16 protein-coding genes are annotated in these 14,977 nt (G+C 71.4%); 9 read left to right on the forward strand and 7 right to left on the reverse strand.

The window, feature by feature from the left end; all coding sequences use genetic code 11:
• Positions 1-33 precede the first annotated feature (33 nt).
• Positions 34-2,829 carry a preprotein translocase subunit SecA gene (gene secA, locus L0965_RS10205; RefSeq protein ID WP_101306696.1) on the forward strand — a complete coding sequence of 932 codons (2,796 nt, stop codon included), beginning with the start codon at positions 34-36 and terminating at the stop codon, positions 2,827-2,829.
• Positions 2,830-2,901: 72 nt separating this feature from the next.
• Positions 2,902-4,125 (forward strand): pyridoxal phosphate-dependent aminotransferase, encoded by a 1,224-nt coding sequence (locus L0965_RS10210; RefSeq protein ID WP_060960914.1) that lies wholly within the window; start codon positions 2,902-2,904, stop codon positions 4,123-4,125.
• 40 nt (positions 4,126-4,165) lie between these two features.
• Here the strand turns inward: L0965_RS10210 and L0965_RS10215 are convergent, their stop codons facing one another.
• Positions 4,166-4,606 carry an Rv3235 family protein gene (locus tag L0965_RS10215; RefSeq protein ID WP_101306695.1) on the reverse strand — a complete coding sequence of 147 codons (441 nt, stop codon included), beginning with the start codon at positions 4,604-4,606 and terminating at the stop codon, positions 4,166-4,168.
• Between the two features lie 152 nt (positions 4,607-4,758).
• Here L0965_RS10215 and L0965_RS10220 point away from each other — a divergent pair, with 152 nt between their 5' ends.
• The gene (locus L0965_RS10220; protein ID WP_101306694.1) at positions 4,759-5,361 is read left to right on the forward strand and encodes a hypothetical protein; all 603 of its coding nucleotides are present in this window, start codon (positions 4,759-4,761) and stop codon (positions 5,359-5,361) included.
• Positions 5,362-5,377: 16 nt separating this feature from the next.
• On the opposite strand, the gene L0965_RS10225 is transcribed toward L0965_RS10220, so the two are convergent.
• On the reverse strand, positions 5,378-5,659 hold the full coding sequence (locus L0965_RS10225; RefSeq protein WP_060960911.1) for a helix-turn-helix domain-containing protein: 282 nt from the start codon (positions 5,657-5,659) through the stop codon (positions 5,378-5,380).
• A 98-nt stretch (positions 5,660-5,757) separates the two neighbouring features.
• Between L0965_RS10225 and L0965_RS10230 the strand changes: the two genes are divergently transcribed.
• Genes L0965_RS10230 through L0965_RS10240 form a run of 3 tightly spaced genes read left to right on the forward strand, consistent with a single transcriptional unit; the run spans position 5,758 to position 9,171 of the window.
• Entirely contained in the window at positions 5,758-6,387 is a 630-nt protein-coding gene (locus L0965_RS10230) for a hypothetical protein (protein ID WP_060960910.1), read from the forward strand.
• On the forward strand, positions 6,384-7,625 hold the full coding sequence (locus L0965_RS10235; protein WP_101306693.1) for a P-loop NTPase: 1,242 nt from the start codon (positions 6,384-6,386) through the stop codon (positions 7,623-7,625). Before L0965_RS10230 ends, L0965_RS10235 begins: the two co-directional genes overlap by 4 nt.
• 52 nt (positions 7,626-7,677) lie before the next feature.
• Entirely contained in the window at positions 7,678-9,171 is a 1,494-nt protein-coding gene (locus L0965_RS10240; protein ID WP_060960909.1) for a sensor histidine kinase, read from the forward strand.
• A gap of 16 nt (positions 9,172-9,187) precedes the next feature.
• Here the strand turns inward: L0965_RS10240 and L0965_RS10245 are convergent, their stop codons facing one another.
• On the reverse strand, positions 9,188-9,436 hold the full coding sequence (locus L0965_RS10245; RefSeq protein WP_005048317.1) for a WhiB family transcriptional regulator: 249 nt from the start codon (positions 9,434-9,436) through the stop codon (positions 9,188-9,190).
• A gap of 214 nt (positions 9,437-9,650) precedes the next feature.
• On the opposite strand from L0965_RS10245, the gene L0965_RS10250 reads away from it, so the two are divergent.
• A complete protein-coding gene (locus L0965_RS10250) occupies positions 9,651-10,046 on the forward strand; it encodes a hypothetical protein (RefSeq protein WP_060960908.1) in 396 nt (131 codons plus the stop codon).
• A 19-nt stretch (positions 10,047-10,065) separates the two neighbouring features.
• Here L0965_RS10250 and bcp read toward each other — a convergent pair whose 3' ends face one another.
• From bcp to aroA, 3 genes are read right to left on the reverse strand one after another with little or no spacing between them, the layout of a single operon-like run.
• On the reverse strand, positions 10,066-10,533 hold the full coding sequence (bcp, locus tag L0965_RS10255; protein WP_060960907.1) for a thioredoxin-dependent thiol peroxidase: 468 nt from the start codon (positions 10,531-10,533) through the stop codon (positions 10,066-10,068).
• A 15-nt stretch (positions 10,534-10,548) separates the two neighbouring features.
• Positions 10,549-11,586, reverse strand: coding sequence for a ribosome small subunit-dependent GTPase A (gene rsgA, locus L0965_RS10260; protein WP_234057983.1), 1,038 nt, complete (start codon positions 11,584-11,586; stop codon positions 10,549-10,551).
• 1 nt (position 11,587) lies between these two features.
• Positions 11,588-12,946 (reverse strand): 3-phosphoshikimate 1-carboxyvinyltransferase, encoded by a 1,359-nt coding sequence (gene aroA, locus L0965_RS10265; RefSeq protein ID WP_061782073.1) that lies wholly within the window; start codon positions 12,944-12,946, stop codon positions 11,588-11,590.
• Between the two features lie 83 nt (positions 12,947-13,029).
• Between aroA and L0965_RS10270 the strand changes: the two genes are divergently transcribed.
• Positions 13,030-13,773 carry a sigma-70 family RNA polymerase sigma factor gene (locus L0965_RS10270; protein WP_082734285.1) on the forward strand — a complete coding sequence of 248 codons (744 nt, stop codon included), beginning with the start codon at positions 13,030-13,032 and terminating at the stop codon, positions 13,771-13,773.
• Complete coding sequence (locus L0965_RS10275; protein WP_060960904.1) at positions 13,770-14,015, forward strand: zf-HC2 domain-containing protein; 246 nt, start codon at positions 13,770-13,772, stop codon at positions 14,013-14,015. Before L0965_RS10270 ends, L0965_RS10275 begins: the two co-directional genes overlap by 4 nt.
• Positions 14,016-14,060: 45 nt before the next feature.
• Here L0965_RS10275 and L0965_RS10280 read toward each other — a convergent pair whose 3' ends face one another.
• The gene (locus L0965_RS10280; protein WP_101306692.1) at positions 14,061-14,969 is read right to left on the reverse strand and encodes a diacylglycerol kinase; all 909 of its coding nucleotides are present in this window, start codon (positions 14,967-14,969) and stop codon (positions 14,061-14,063) included.
• Between the last annotated feature and the right edge of the window lie 8 nt (positions 14,970-14,977).

Below are 14,977 nucleotides of genomic sequence, written 5' to 3' on the forward strand. Positions count from 1 at the left end.
GCGTCACCCGCACACGATAGATGGAGATGCTCCGTGGCCAACCCTCTCGAGAAACTGCTCCGCGCCGGCGAAGGACGCATCCTGCGGCGGCTTCAGCAGGTCGTGAAAGCGGTCGGGGCCCTCGAAGAGGACTACGCACAGCTCACCGACGAGGAACTGCGCGGCGAGACGGCCGAACTGCGTGCGCGGCACGAGGCGGGCGAGAGCCTCGACAAGCTCATGCCGGAGGCGTTCGCGGCCGTCCGGGAGGCGGCCAAGCGCACGCTCGGACAGCGTCCGTACGACGTGCAGATCATGGGTGGAGCGGCGCTTCATCTCGGCAACATCGCCGAGATGAAGACCGGTGAGGGCAAGACCCTGACCGCGACCTTCGCCGTGTACCTCAACGCGATCGCCGGCAAGGGCGTGCACGTCATCACCGTGAACGACTTCCTCGCGTCGTACCAGTCCGAGCTGATGGGGCGCGTCTACCGTGCCCTCGGCATGACGACCGGCACGATCATCGCGGGCCAGACGCCCGAGGTGCGCCGCGAGCAGTACAACGCCGACATCACGTACGGCACGAACAACGAGTTCGGCTTCGATTACCTGCGCGACAACATGGCATGGCAGAAGCAGGATCTCGTCCAGCGCGGCCACTTCTTCGCGATCGTCGACGAGGTCGACTCGATCCTCATCGACGAGGCGCGCACGCCGCTCATCATCTCGGGACCGTCGTCGGGAGAGGCGAACCGCTGGTTCGTCGAGTTCGCGAAGATCGCGAAGACGCTCGAGGCCGGCGTCGACTACGAGGTCGACGAGAAGAAGCGCACGATCGGCGTGCTCGAGCCCGGCATCGAGAAGGTCGAGGACTACCTCGGCATCGACAACCTGTACGAGTCGGCCAACACCCCGCTCATCTCGTTCCTGAACAACTCGATCAAGGCGCTCGCGCTGTTCAAGCGCGACACCGACTACGTCGTCATGAACGACGAGGTCATGATCGTCGACGAGCACACGGGTCGCATCCTCGTCGGACGCCGCTACAACGAGGGCATCCACCAGGCCATCGAGGCCAAGGAGAGCGTCCCGGTCAAGGCCGAGAACCAGACGCTCGCGACCGTCACGCTGCAGAACTACTTCCGTCTCTACGAGAAGCTGGCCGGCATGACCGGTACCGCCGAGACCGAGGCGGCCGAGTTCATGTCGACCTACAAGCTCGGCGTCGTGCCCATCCCGACCAACAAGCCGATGATCCGCAAGGACCAGCCCGACCTCGTCTACAAGAACGAGCAGGCGAAGTTCGCCCAGGTCGTGGAGGACATCGCGCGTCGCCACGAGACCGGGCAGCCGGTGCTCGTCGGCACGGTCAGCGTCGAGAAGAGCGAGTACCTCTCGCGGCTGCTGGCCAAGAAGGGCATCAAGCACGAGGTCCTCAACGCGAAGAACCACGCGCGCGAGGCCGAGATCGTCGCCCGCGCCGGGCGCCTGGGGGCCGTGACGGTGGCCACCAACATGGCCGGCCGCGGCACCGACATCATGCTCGGCGGCAACGCCGAGTTCCTCGCCGTGCAGGAGGTCAAGGCGAAGGGGCTGGACCCCGTCGAGACCCCCGACGAGTACGACGCCGCCTGGAGCGAGACCTACACCGCGATGCGCGACGTCGTGGCCGAGGAGGCGGCGAAGGTCGTCGAGGCCGGGGGGCTCTACGTGCTCGGCACCGAGCGGCACGAGTCGCGCCGCATCGACAACCAGCTGCGCGGCCGTTCCGGTCGACAGGGCGACCCCGGCGAGAGCCGCTTCTACCTGTCGCTGACCGACGACCTCATGCGCCTGTTCCAGTCGGGAGCCGCCGAGGCGATCCTCGCCCGGACGAACTTCCCCGACGACGTGGCGATCGAGTCGACCATGGTCTCCCGCGCGATCAAGAGCGCGCAGTCGCAGGTCGAGGCGCGCAACGCGGAGATCCGCAAGAACGTGCTGAAGTACGACGACGTCCTCAACCGCCAGCGCGAGGCCATCTACGCCGACCGCCGGCAGATGCTCGAGGGCGACGACCTCTCCGACCGCGTGCACCACTTCATCGAGGACGCGATCGGCGCGATCATCGACGACCACACCGGCAGCGGCCACAACGAGAGCTGGGACTTCGACGCCCTCTGGACCGAGCTGAAGACGCTCTACCCCGTCTCCGTCACGATCGACGAGGTCGTCGCCGAGAGCGGCAGCAAGGGCCGGGTGACGCCGGAGGTACTCAAGCGCGAGATCCTCTCCGATGCCAAGATCGCCTACGCCGCGCGCGAGGACAAGCTGGGCGAGGCCGCGATGCGCGAGCTCGAGCGCCGTGTCGTGCTGCAGGTGCTGGACCGTCGTTGGCGCGACCACCTGTACGAGATGGACTACCTCAAGGACGGCATCGGCCTGCGGGCGATGGCCCAGCGCGACCCGCTGATCGAGTATCAGCGCGAGGGCTACCAGATGTTCCAGTCGATGATGGGCCAGATCAAGGAGGAGTCGGTCGGCTTCCTCTACAACCTCGAGGTCGAGGTGCGCGCGTCGGGCGATGGCGAGGTCGAGGCGAAGGGACTGCAGGCGGCGCCCGCCGTCGAGGCCCAGAAGCTCCAGTACACCGCGGCGAACGACGCGGGCGAGGTCGAGGTGCGCAACGAGCGCGGGCAGGTGCAGCAGGCGGCGACCAACAAGGTCCGTCAGCAGTCCGCTGCGCAGGCTCCGGCGCAGCCCGCCGCCGAGGCCCCGCGCGGGGCGTTCGGGCAGCGCACGGATGCCGCGGCATCCACTCCCGCGCCGCAGAACCGTGCCGACCGTCGCGCCGCCGGCAAGAAGAAGTAGGTCGATCGGGCGCGGGACGGTCGGGCCACCGGCCGTCGATTGGCCCTGCCCGGGCGGCGATATCCTGATCCGATGAGTCCCCGCATCCTCGACCAGTCATCCAAGCTCAAGGACGTCCTCTACGAGATCCGTGGAGCCGCCCTGGTGGAGGCCGACCGGCTCGAGGCCGACGGGCACCGCATCCTGAAGCTCAACACGGGCAACCCCGCGGTCTTCGGGTTCGAGGCGCCGTACCAGATCGTGCGCGACATGATCGAGGCGATCCCGCACGCGCACGGCTACAGCGACAGCCGCGGCATCATGTCGGCGCGCCGCGCCGTCGTCTCCCGGTACGAGCAGGTGCCCGGCTTCCCGAAGTTCGACCCGGACGACGTCTACCTCGGAAACGGCGTGTCCGAGCTGATCACCATGACCATGCAGGCGCTGCTCGACAGCGGCGACGAGGTCCTGATCCCCGCGCCGGACTATCCGCTGTGGACGGCGATGACGAGCCTCGCCGGCGGGACCCCGGTGCACTATCTCTGCGATAACGAGAACGGCTGGCAGCCCGACCTCGACGACATCCGGGCCAAGGTGACACCGGCGACGAAGGCGATCGTCGTGATCAACCCCAACAACCCCACCGGAGCGGTCTACTCCCGTGAGGTCCTGGAGGGCATCGTCGAGATCGCGCGCGAGCACTCCCTCCTGCTGCTCAGCGACGAGATCTACGACCGCATCCTCTTCGACGATGCCGTTCATATCCCGCTCGCGACACTGGCACCCGACCTGCTCTGCCTGACTTTCAACGGGCTGTCGAAGACGTATCGCGTGGCCGGCTACCGTTCGGGCTGGATGGTCATCACCGGTCCGAAGAAGCACGCCGCCGGCTTCCTCGAGGGCATCCAGCTGCTGGCCTCGACGCGACTGTGCCCCAACGTCCCGGCCCAGCACGCCGTGCAGGCGGCGCTGTCCGGGGTGCAGTCGATCGACGCGTTGATCGCCCCCACCGGTCGCCTGCACGAGCAGCGGGATGCCGCCTTCGACGCCCTGACCGCCATTCCCGGTGTGCAGTGCCACAAGCCGCGCGGCGCGCTGTACGCGTTCCCGCGGCTGGATCCCGAGGTGTACGAGATCCACGACGACGCCAAGTTCGTCTACGACTTCCTCGTGGCCGAGCACGTGCTGCTGGTGCAGGGGACGGGCTTCAACTGGCCCACGCCCGACCACTTCCGCATCGTGACGCTGCCCGAGGCGCGTGTGCTGACCGAGGCCATCGAGCGGCTCGGCAACTTCCTGTCCTCCTACCGCCAGTAACGGTAGGGCAGGGATGCCCCGGCCGGCGCCGTCGCCGCGGTCAGAGCAGTCCCAGCGAGGTCGCGCGCCAGCGTCCGTCCCAGCCCTCGAGACGCATCGCGACGGCGCGCGTGCGGGCGGGTCCTGCGACCACGACGACGCCTTCGACCACGCCGTCGGCGGGGGAGGAGTACCGGGTGGACAGGATGCGGTGCACCGGCCGGGCCGGAGGCACCCCGCGGGCGCTGCGGGCGCGGGCGGACAGGTTGGAGCGGGTGAGCAGGGCACGGAAGGCGTCTTCGCCGAACCACCGGGCCAGCTGGTCCACTTCGCGGACCCCCGCGAGCACCTCGAGGACGCCGATCGTCAGGTTCTTCAGCAGCGGTTCCGGTTCGGGCAGCGCCTCGGTGCCGGTGCGCTGCGGGGCGAAGTAGTCGGCGACCTCGAGCGCCGAGCCGAGCCGTGACGCCGGCCGGGGAGCGTCGGCGGAGGTGGGGACCATGCTGTACCTCCTCTGGCGGCGTCGGCCCGGGCGGGCGTCTGACGAGTACAGCACAGCGGTCACGAGGCGTGGATGAGAATCCTCCAACGTGTGGACAGGTCGCCTGTGGACAGATCCCGCGCGTCGCGGCATCCCTCTCCTAGGGTCGCGGCGTGCGCTGGGACCGCTTCTTCGAGGATCTGGAAGACCAACTCGACTCCGAATGGGAGGCCGAGCGCGCGGCCCTGGACACCGAGGCGGAGCGACTGCGCCTGTCGCGGGTGCCGTTGCGCGACCGCCTCGTCGCCCTCGCCGACGCGGACGCTGCGCGGTGCGCCGTCCACCTCGTCGAGGGGACCGTGCTCGTCGGGGCCGTCGGACGGGTGGGCGCCGACTGGGCGGCGTTGCGCACGGATGCCGGTGAGGGCCCGACCGTGTGGATCGTCCCGCTGCCCGCGGTGGCGATGATCGTCCTCGACGCGGAGGAGGTGCTGTCCACCGTGCGCGACGCGGGTCCGGGCGGCGCGCTCGGTCAGCGGATGTCGCTCGGCTTCCTGCTGCGCGATCTCGTGCGTCGCCGGGTGCCGGTCACGGTGCGGCTCGTGTCGGGTCAGGCGCTGTCGGGAACGGCGGACCGAGCCGGGGCCGACCACCTCGACCTCGCCGTGCACAACCTCGGCGCGCCGCGGCGGGCCGACCAGGTGCGCGGCTTCCGGCTCGTGCCGTTCGCGGCGGTCGCCGCGGTGCGGCTGGATGCCGTCGCCGACCTGATCTGAGCGCGGACGGCCGCGGTCAGTCGGGGTTTCGGACCGTTCCCCGTCCCCACAGCTCGGGGAAGCTCGCGGCGTTCGACTCCCGCCACAGCGCCATCCGGCGGGCGTCCTCGGCTTGGTCGTCGAGATACTCCGCCACGCTGTCGGCGTCGACGCGCCAGCGCGGGGGCGCGCCCGCCCTGACCCCGCGCAGCCGCCCGTCGATGACGAGCGCGATGACCTCGTCGACGGCGAGCTGCAGCATCTCCGCCACCTGCGCGGGGGCGAGCAGGCGTGCGCCGTCGAGGGGCGATTCGGGCATGAGGACATTATGCGTTCCGTTCGTGGGCGACTCACCGGCCCACGCCGGGCTGTGGATAACCCGCGCGGGGCCGCGGAGCGTTCGGACACCATGTCCGGATGAGCGAGTTCGTCACCGCCCGACCCCGTCCGCGGGCGTTCTGGGCCGACCTGAGATTCCTGCTCGGCATCGCGCTGATCGTCGTCTCCGTCGCGGGCGTGTGGTTCGTCGTGGCGGCGGCGCGTCAGACGGTGCCGGTCTTCGCCGCGGCGAGCACGCTCGTGCCCGGCCAGGACGTCGACGCCGGCGATCTGCGGGTCGTGGAGGTCGCCCTCGGCGCGGTGCAGGACTCGTACGCGTCGCCGGCGACGCTGCAGCCCGGCGCGGTCGTCACGCGGACGGTGGCGGCGGGCGAGCTCGTCCCGCGCGACGCCGTGGGGGAGCCCTCGCGCGCCCGGACGACGACGATCGTGGTCCGCACCGCGAGCGAGGTGCCCGCGGCGGTGGTGACCGGCTCGGCCGTGGAGGTGTGGGCCGCGTCTCCGCTCGAGCGCGGGACGTTCGACACGCCCCGCATCCTCGTCGGTGCGGCGACGGTGGCCTCGGTCGATCGCGAGAGATCGATGATGGGCTCCGCCGGCGCCGCGGTGGAGATCGTGATCGAGCGCGCCGACGTCGCCGCCGCGCTCGCGGCGATCGCCGACGGGTCGAGTCTTGCCATCGTCCCGATCGGCGGGCCGCGCTCATGACGCTCCACGTCGTGCTGGCATCCGGCGGTGCCGACGCGGCGGCGCTCGCCGACCGGCTCCGGGAGGCGGATGCCGAGGTGCGCCGGGTGGAGCCCGCCGAGGTGCGGGGCGCCCTCGCCGGGGCGGACGTGCTGGCGGTGGATGCCGGGCGCCGCACGCTCACCCCCGGCGTGGTGGCCGCGTGCGACCGATTCGGCGTGCGCATCGTCGCGCTCTGCGACGGCGTCGCCGACAGGCGCCTCGCCGAGATGTTCGGCGTCACCGCGGTCGACGCGGCAGATGCCGTGCACGAGATCCTGGCCCCGCGCGCCCGCACCGTGCCCGTGCCGCCGCGGGGGCGTGTCATCGCCGTCTGGGGGCCGCACGGCGCGCCGGGGCGCACGACGATGGCGATCGAGGTCGCGGGGGAGCTCGCCCGCGATGGGCGTCGCGTCGGCCTCGTCGACGCGGACACCCACGCGCCGTCGCTGGCGATGCTCGCGGGCCTGCCCGACGAGGGGCCGGGGTTCGCCGCCGCGTGCCGCGCGGCCGAGCGCGGGGCGCTCACGGTCGCCGAACTCGAACGCATCTCCCTGCCGCTCGGAGACGTCTGCGTGCTCACCGGCATCAACCGGCCCGGACGCTGGCCCGAGCTGACCGCCACGAGGGTCGACGAGGCGCTCCGCCGCGGCCGGGCGTGGGTGGACGATCTCGTCGTCGACCTCGCGGCGCCGCTCGAGCGCGACGAGGAGATCGTCAGCGACCTGGACGGACCCCGGCGAAACGCGGCGACGCTCGCCGCGCTGGCCGCGGCCGACGTCGTGATCGCCGTGGTGGCGGCCGATCCGGTCGGGGTGGCGCGATTCGTGCGGGCCTACCCGGACCTGCGCGCGACGGCCGGCGCCGCGCCGATCCATGTCGTCGTGAACAAGACGCGCTCCTCGACCCTCGGCATCGACGCCCGGACGCAGATGCGCCGGACGCTGGCGCGGTACACCGGCGTCGCGGAGTGCTGGTTCATCCCCTGGGATCCGAAGGCAGCGGATGCCGCGGTGCTGCAGGCGCAACCGGTCGGTCGCGTCGCTCCGCGCTCGGCGCTCTGCTCCGCCGTACGGCGATTCGTCGGGGAGGCGATCGAACCCCCTCCCTCCGCCCGCCCCGCCGCCGCGCGAACCCGCGCGAACGCGCGTGCGGACGTCGCCGTCGACGACAGCGGCGGTCGCACGCGGACGCGACGGGCCGTCCGCGGCGCGGCCTGAGGCACGGCCGGCGCCGCGTGGTCGGCACGTCGTTGTCGCTTAGGCTGGGTGCGTGTCGACGCTCAGCGATCTCGTCTATGCCCAGGGCCGCTCGACGGGCGCGGACATCGAGTGGCTGCACCGGCTCGCCGGTGACGGCCAGCTGCTCGCGGACCTCGCTTTCGCCGACATCGTGATCTGGGTGCCGACGGCCGACGACTCCTTCATCGCCGTCGCCCACACCCGTCCGAGCGGAGCGGCGACGCTGTTCTACCGCGACATCGTCGGCGACCTGGTCCGGCCGCAGTGGCGCACCCAGGTGCGCGACGCCTTCACCCGCGTCGAGATCGTCGACTCGGCATCCCCGGACTGGTTCGAGGAGACGCCCACGCGCGTGCGCGCCGTCCCCATCGTGCGCACGGTCGGGGGCGGCGGAAACCCGCCGACCGTCGTCGGCGTGCTCACCCGGCACACCAACCTGGGCGAGGCCCGCACACCGTCGCGACAGCAGATCACCTTCAACGACTGCGCGGACGATCTGTTCGGCATGATCGCCAGCGCCGACTTCCCCGACCTCGCCGCGCCGACCTCTCCCCGCCGGGGCGCTCCCCGCGCCTCCGACGGTCTGATCCGCATGGACGTCGACGGCGTGACCACCTTCGCGAGCCCGAACGCCCTCTCGGCGTTCAACCGGCTGGGATTCGACGACGAGCTCGAGGGCGAGTCGCTGCTCGAGGTGGCGACCGGCATCCTGCCGAAGGGGCGCGACTTCGACGAGTCCCTTCCCATCGTGATGGCCGGACGCGCCCCGTGGCGCGCCGACATCGAGGCGCGCGGGGTCACGGTCTCGCTGCGCACAATCCCGCTCAAGGATCACGGAACCCGGATCGGGGCCATCGTGCTCTGCCGCGACGTCACCGAGATCCGCCACCAGGAGCAGGAGCTGATCACCAAGGATGCGACGATCCGGGAGATCCACCACCGGGTGAAGAACAACCTGCAGACGGTCGCGTCACTGCTGCGCATCCAGTCGCGTCGCACGCACTCCGACGAGGCGCGCGACGCACTCACCCACGCCATGCGGCGCGTGTCGGCGATCGCGGTCGTGCACGACACGCTCTCGGAGGGGCTCGCCCAGAACGTCGACTTCGACGACGTGTTCGACCGCGTCCTCAAGCTCGTGGCCGAGGTGGCCGCGTCGCCGAACACCCGCGCGCGCACGCGCAAGACCGGCACCTTCGGCACGCTGCCGAGCGAGTACGCGACGCCCCTCGCCCTCGCGCTCACCGAGCTCGTGACCAACGCCGTCGAGCACGGCCTGGTCGATCAGGAGGGAGAGGTCGAGATCATCGCCGAACGCACCGAGGAGCAGCTCGGCGTGAAGGTGCGCGACACGGGGGTCGGGCTTCCCGAGGGTCAGGTCGGGCGCGGGCTCGGGACGCAGATCGTGCGCACGCTGATCCAGGGTGAGCTCAGCGGAACCATCGACTGGCACACCCTCGTCGGGTCCGGCACCGAGGTGACCATCGAGATCCCGATGCGCTACCTCGGGCGCGCGCAGAGCTGAGACGCGAAGGCGCGGCTCAGCTGGCGCGGCGGGCGCGCGCGGCGCGGCGCTTGAGGGCGCGGCGCTCGTCCTCGGAGAGGCCTCCCCAGACGCCCGAGTCCTGACCGGTCTCGAGGGCGTACTGCAGGCAGACCTCCGTGACGGTGCAGCGCGCGCACACGGACTTGGCTTTCTCGATCTGATCGACAGCGGGTCCGGTGTTCCCCACGGGGAAGAACAGCTCGGGGTCGACGGTCAGGCAGGCGGCTTTGTCGCGCCAATCCATAGGGGGTGCTCCTTGATGCGGGATGAGAAGTTCGGGTGGGTGTGACGTCGGGCGTCGATTACCCTGATGGTGTGCGAGCAGACGCTCGCCCCACGCCACTGTGGGAGCACACGGATAGTTCAATGCTCCCATGGTCATTCAGATGAATCAAGGGTGAACTCGGCATTTCCCCCGGCGTGTGCTGTGGATCGGCTGCACGAGAGGACCTGCGCCCATGACGACAACGAGTTCGGAGCGTATCGCCGCCGCCGTCCTGGCGCTGGAGGCGGTCGCCGTCTTCGTTCTCGCGGGGTGGGAGATCGTCGCCCTCGTCTCCGGCGACACGGATGACGCCGTCAGCTCCGTCGCGCTCATCGTCCTCACGGCGATCGGCGCCGTCGCGCTGGTCGGTTTCGCCGTCGCCGTCTTCCGCGGCCAGTCGTGGGGGCGCTCCGGAGGCATCGTGGCGCAGCTGCTCATCCTCGCCGTGGCGCTGGGGGCGATCACCGGTCCGACCCCGTCGCCGCAGACGGCGCTCTGGACGGCCCTGCCCGCGGTCGTGGGGCTCGTCGCCCTGTTCGCCGCCGTGCGTGCCGCGGCGGGGCGTCGGGACGCCCCGGACCGCGGGTGATCCTCGTCGCGGCGCGTCGTCAGCCGACGCCGAGCAGCGACCGCACGCGCGCGACGTGCCCGGTCGCCTTGACGTTGTACAGCGCGTGGGTGACGACGCCCTCGGCATCCAGGATCACCGTCGAGCGGATGACGCCCTCGACGAGCTTGCCGTAGTTCATCTTCTCGCCCCAGGCGCCGTAGGCGTCGTGGACCGCGTGGTCGGGGTCGCTCAGGAGCGGGTAGGTGAGGGCGTCGCGCTCCCGGAAGCGACGCAGCGTCGCGGGGTCGTCGCGCGAGATGCCGACGACGGTGTACCCGGCGGCCTGCAGCGGGCCGAGGCTGTCGCGGAAGTCGCACGCCTCGGTGGTGCACCCCGGGGTCATCGCGGCCGGGTAGAAGAAGAGCACGACGGGGGCGCCGCGCAGATCGTGCAGGCTGACCGGGGCGTCGTCCTGGTCGACGAGCGTGAAGTCGGGAGCGGGGGTACCGGGTTCGAGGCGGGCCATGCCACCAGCCTACGATCAGGCGAAGGTCGACAGGAGCCGCTGCAGCGAATCGAGGCGGGCGGCGCCGCGTTCTCCGAGACGGCCCTCCGCGACCGCCTCGACGATCGCGCAGTCGGGTGCGTCCGGCAGGTGCGTGCAGCCGCGCGGGCACTCCTGCGCGATCGCGGCGAGGTCGGTGAACGCCTTGAGGATGTTCGCGGGGTCGACGTGGCCCAGCCCGAACGAACGGACCCCCGGGGTGTCGATCACCCACCCGCGGCCGCCGTCGCCGAGATACCGCAGCGAGACGGTCGAGCTCGAGGTGTGACGGCCGCGTCCGGTGACCTCGTTCACGTGGCCGGTGGCCCGGTCGGCGCTCGGGACGAGCGCGTTCACGAGGGTCGACTTGCCCACGCCGGAGTGGCCCACGAACACGGTCGAGTGGCCCACGACTCGGGTGCCGATCTCATCGACCGGCATGCTGCTGCGCCCGCTCGTGAAGATCTCCAGGTCGTCCAGCCCCTCGAAGTGCGCCAGGAAGCCGGAGGGGTCGGCGAGGTCGGTCTTGGTGACCACCAGGAGCGGGTGGATGCCGGCATCCAGCGCGGCGATGAGGTACCGGTCGACGAGGCGCGGACGCGGCTCGGGGTCGGCCGCCGCCACCACGATGAGCATCTGATCGGCGTTGGCGACGACGACGCGTTCGACCTGGTCGGTGTCGTCGGCGCTGCGGCGCAGCAGCGACGAGCGGTCCTCGATCCCCACGATCCGCGACAGCGTCCCGTCGTCGCCCGTGGTGTCGCCCACGACGCGGGCGCGGTCTCCCGTGACGATGGGCTGCTTGCGCAGCTCGCGCGCGCGCGTCGCGAGCGCCGTATGCTCCTCGGGTCCGTCCTCGTCGATGAGCACCGTGTACCGGCCCCGATCGACGCCCAGCACGCGCGCGATGCGCGCGTCGGCGTGCGCCGGTCGCCGCTTCGTTCGGGGCCGGTTGGCCTTCGGGTTCGGGCGGACACGGATGTCGGCCTCGTCGAACTCGGGTTCGTCGTCGTCGTCGAGGTCCAGCCAGCTCATCTCACGGCCGCCGCACGCCGGTTCCGTCGTCGGTCTCGGCGCCCAGCATGCGCGCCCAGAGCTGGGGGAACTCGGGCATCGTCTTGGCGGTCGTCTCGATGTGATCGACCTCGATGCCGGGAACGCGAAGACCGATCAGCGCACCGGCCGTGGCGATGCGGTGATCGTGGTGCGCACGCCACAGTCCGCCGTGCAGGGGCGCGGGGATGATCCGGATGCCGTCGGGCAGCTCTTCGGCGCGCCCGCCGATGTTGCGGAGGTTGCCGATGAGGGCGTCGATGCGGTTCGTCTCGTGGCCGCGGATGTGACCGATGCCGTGGAGCGTGGTCGGGGCGTCGGCGAACGCCGCGAGCGCGAACAGCGTCGGCGCGAGCTCGCTCGCCGCACTGAGGTCGAGGTCGACACCGGCGATCCGGGGGCCTCCGGTGACCGTCAGCGCCCCTCCTCGCCGCGACGCGCGTCCGCCTAGCACGGTGAGGATCTCGGGCAGCAGTGCGCCGGGCTGCGTCGAGCTCGCCGGCCAGCCGGGGATCGTGACGGAGCCCTCCGTCAGCATCGCGGCCGCGAGGAACGGCGCCGCGTTGGACAGGTCGGGCTCGATCGCGGCATCCCGTCCGCGCAGCGTGCCCGCGGGGACGACCCACTCGTGGGGGGTGGGGTGCTCCACCTGGATGCCGCGGCGGGCGAGCGTCTCGATCGTCATCTCGATGTGGGGCGCGCTGGGCAGACGCTCCCCGGAGTGCACGAGGTGCAGCCCGACGTCGAAGCGGGGGGCGGCGAGCAGGAGGCCGGAGACGAACTGGCTGGAGCCGCTCGCGTCGATCGTGACCTCTCCGCCGCGGATGTGGCCGCGCCCGCGGACGGTGAACGGCAGCGACCAGGTGCCGCCGTCGTCGACGTCCGCACCGATCTCGCGCAGCGCCTTGATCATCTCGCCCATCGGGCGGTGCAGCGCGCTGGCATGGGCGGTCAGGGTGACGTCGCCGTCGGCGAGACCCGCGAGGGGGGCGACGAAGCGCATGACGGTGCCGGCCTGACCGCAGTCGATCTCGACGTCGCCGCGGAACGTGGCGGGGGGAGTGACGAGCAGGTCGGGCCCGAAGGCGCCCGCTCCGGGCACCTCGGTGATCTCCACCCCCAGAGCGCGCAGCGCGGCGATCATACGCTCCGAGTCCTCGGAGTGCAGCGGCGACGTCAGCGTGCTGGGGCCGTCGGCGAGGGCGGCCAGGACCAGCTTGCGGTTCGTCAGAGACTTGGATCCGGGCACGGATACCGTCGCCTGGACGGCGTCATCCGCACGCGGCGCCCGCCAGACGGGATCCGCGGCCGGTTGGGGGAGGGAATACCCGGTCACTGTCATCGGGTTCTACCCTAACGAACCCATCGGACACCGCCGCCGCCCACCGCGGCGGGCCGTCCGAGCCAGACCGGGAGAGGAGCCCCGTGACCGCGACACTCGCACCCGTGCGGGCGGACATCGCCGACGTAGACTGGGCGCTGATGGAAGAGCAGGCGGCCTCAGCGCCCGACGACACGGTGTCCCAGAACCCAGCGTCCGAGTACCCCGAGCCGCCGTCGGAGGACGCGTCGACGGCGATCGACGTCCGCGCGCAGTTCGAGGAGCAGGCCCTGCCGTTCATGGACCAGCTGTACGCGGCGGGCATGCGGATGACGCGGAACCCGGCGGATGCCGCGGACCTCGTCCAGGAGACCTTCGTCAAGGCGTTCGCGTCGTGGTCCTCCTTCACGCAGGGGACCAACCTCAAGGCGTGGCTGTACCGCATCCTCACCAACACGTACATCAACACGTATCGCAAGAAGCAGCGCGAGCCCTATCAGGGCACGATCGACGACCTCGAGGACTGGCAGCTCGGCGGTGCCGAGTCGACCACGGCCACGAGCAGCCGCTCCGCCGAGGCGGAGGCCATCGACCACATGCCCGCGTCGGTGGTCAAGGACGCGCTGCAGTCGATCCCCGAGGACTTCCGGCTGGCGGTCTACCTCGCGGACGTCGAAGGCTTCGCGTATCAGGAGATCGCGGACATCATGAAAACACCCATCGGCACGGTCATGAGCCGTCTGCACCGTGGCAGACGGATGCTGCGCGACCTCCTCGCCGACTACGCACGCGAGCGCGGCATCGATGTGCCGGCGCCCGCCACTTCTTCATCAGGGAGCAGGAAATGAGCGACTGCGGCTGCGACAAAGCGCGCAAGGATCTGGAGGAGTACCTCCGCAACGAAGTCTGCAAGACGGAGCACGCGGACATCCGTGCCCATCTGGAGACCTGCCCCTCCTGCCGCGACGAGGCACTGGTCGCGACGACGCTCACCGCGGTCGTCGCGCGTGCCTGCAAGGAGACGGCGCCCGAGCAGCTGCGCGACCAGGTTCTCGCGCGTCTGCGCGCCGAGCAGGCCACGCACCACTGACCGCACCCCTGCGGGAGCGGTCCGTGACCCGGCCCTGAAACGGGGTCAGCGCGCCGGCGGCGCGAAGACGCGGAGCGCACCGGGAAGGACGTCGACCTCCAGCGGCAGCATCCCCACCGCGTCGCCGTCGGCGTAGGCGGTCGTCGCGGGGGCGGACAGCCGCACCCGCCGCACGCGTGCGGTGACGACCTCGTCGAGGCCGGTGTGCGTGCCGCGATAGACGCGGGGCAGCAGTCGCAGCAGGCGGGCGCGGCCGAGCGGGCGCACGAGCGTGACGTCGAGGAGGCCGTCGGCGAGGTCGGCATCCGGGCAGATGGGGATGCCGCCGCCGTAGGTGGGGCCGTTGCCCACCGTCGCCATGAGCAGCTCCTCGCTGCGGCGCTCGATCGTGCCGTCGTCGTGCTCGAGCTCCACCTCGAAGGCGACGCAGCGCAGCCGCAGGAACTCGATGAGGATCGCGAGGTCGTAGCGGACGTGTCCGCGGGGCCAGCGCATGCGGTTGGCACGGTCGTTCACCCGCGAGTCGAACCCGCTCGCCAGCACGGTCGCGTACGACGTCGTCGAGCCGTCGGCGCGATGCACGCGCGCGAGATCGATCGTGCGCGTGGATCCCGCCACGACGGCCTCGGCGGCGCCGCGCGCATCGCGCTCGCGCAGCCTGAGGGCCGTGGCCACGTCGTTGCCGGTCCCCGTCGGCACGATGCCGAGCGGGATGCCGGTGCCCGCGAGCTCCTGCACGGCGAGATTGACGGTGCCGTCGCCGCCCGCGACGAGCACGGCGTCGGCGCCCGCGTCGAGGGCGAGGCGCAGCAGGCGCGTCGATTCGGCGGCGCTCCCGCCCGCGATCAGCGTCGTGCGGATGCCGTGGGCGCGCAGGAGCGCGGCGACGTCCTCCGCGGCGTGCGTGCGCGCGGAGGCGCGAGCGGTCGGGTTGACGAGGAGCGCGACGTCCATGTCGTCCA

Origin of the sequence: Microbacterium sp. NFH-22A-Y (genome assembly GCF_021401375.1) — a bacterium.
Lineage (GTDB): Bacteria > Actinomycetota > Actinomycetes > Actinomycetales > Microbacteriaceae > Microbacterium > Microbacterium hominis.

Excerpts from the sequence above, each read along its gene's own strand:
- L0965_RS10210 (WP_060960914.1), top strand. The coding sequence starts at position 2,902 with ATGAGTCCCCGCATCCTCGACCAGTCATCCAAGCTCAAGGACGTCCTC.
- L0965_RS10215 (WP_101306695.1), bottom strand. The coding sequence starts at position 4,606 with ATGGTCCCCACCTCCGCCGACGCTCCCCGGCCGGCGTCACGGCTCGGC.
- L0965_RS10225 (WP_060960911.1), bottom strand. The coding sequence starts at position 5,659 with ATGCCCGAATCGCCCCTCGACGGCGCACGCCTGCTCGCCCCCGCGCAG.
- L0965_RS10230 (WP_060960910.1), top strand. The coding sequence starts at position 5,758 with ATGAGCGAGTTCGTCACCGCCCGACCCCGTCCGCGGGCGTTCTGGGCC.
- L0965_RS10235 (WP_101306693.1), top strand. The coding sequence starts at position 6,384 with ATGACGCTCCACGTCGTGCTGGCATCCGGCGGTGCCGACGCGGCGGCG.
- L0965_RS10245 (WP_005048317.1), bottom strand. The coding sequence starts at position 9,436 with ATGGATTGGCGCGACAAAGCCGCCTGCCTGACCGTCGACCCCGAGCTG.
- L0965_RS10250 (WP_060960908.1), top strand. The coding sequence starts at position 9,651 with ATGACGACAACGAGTTCGGAGCGTATCGCCGCCGCCGTCCTGGCGCTG.
- bcp (WP_060960907.1), bottom strand. The coding sequence starts at position 10,533 with ATGGCCCGCCTCGAACCCGGTACCCCCGCTCCCGACTTCACGCTCGTC.
- rsgA (WP_234057983.1), bottom strand. The coding sequence starts at position 11,586 with ATGAGCTGGCTGGACCTCGACGACGACGACGAACCCGAGTTCGACGAG.
- aroA (WP_061782073.1), bottom strand. The coding sequence starts at position 12,946 with ATGACAGTGACCGGGTATTCCCTCCCCCAACCGGCCGCGGATCCCGTC.
- L0965_RS10275 (WP_060960904.1), top strand. The coding sequence starts at position 13,770 with ATGAGCGACTGCGGCTGCGACAAAGCGCGCAAGGATCTGGAGGAGTAC.
- L0965_RS10280 (WP_101306692.1), bottom strand. The coding sequence starts at position 14,969 with ATGGACGTCGCGCTCCTCGTCAACCCGACCGCTCGCGCCTCCGCGCGC.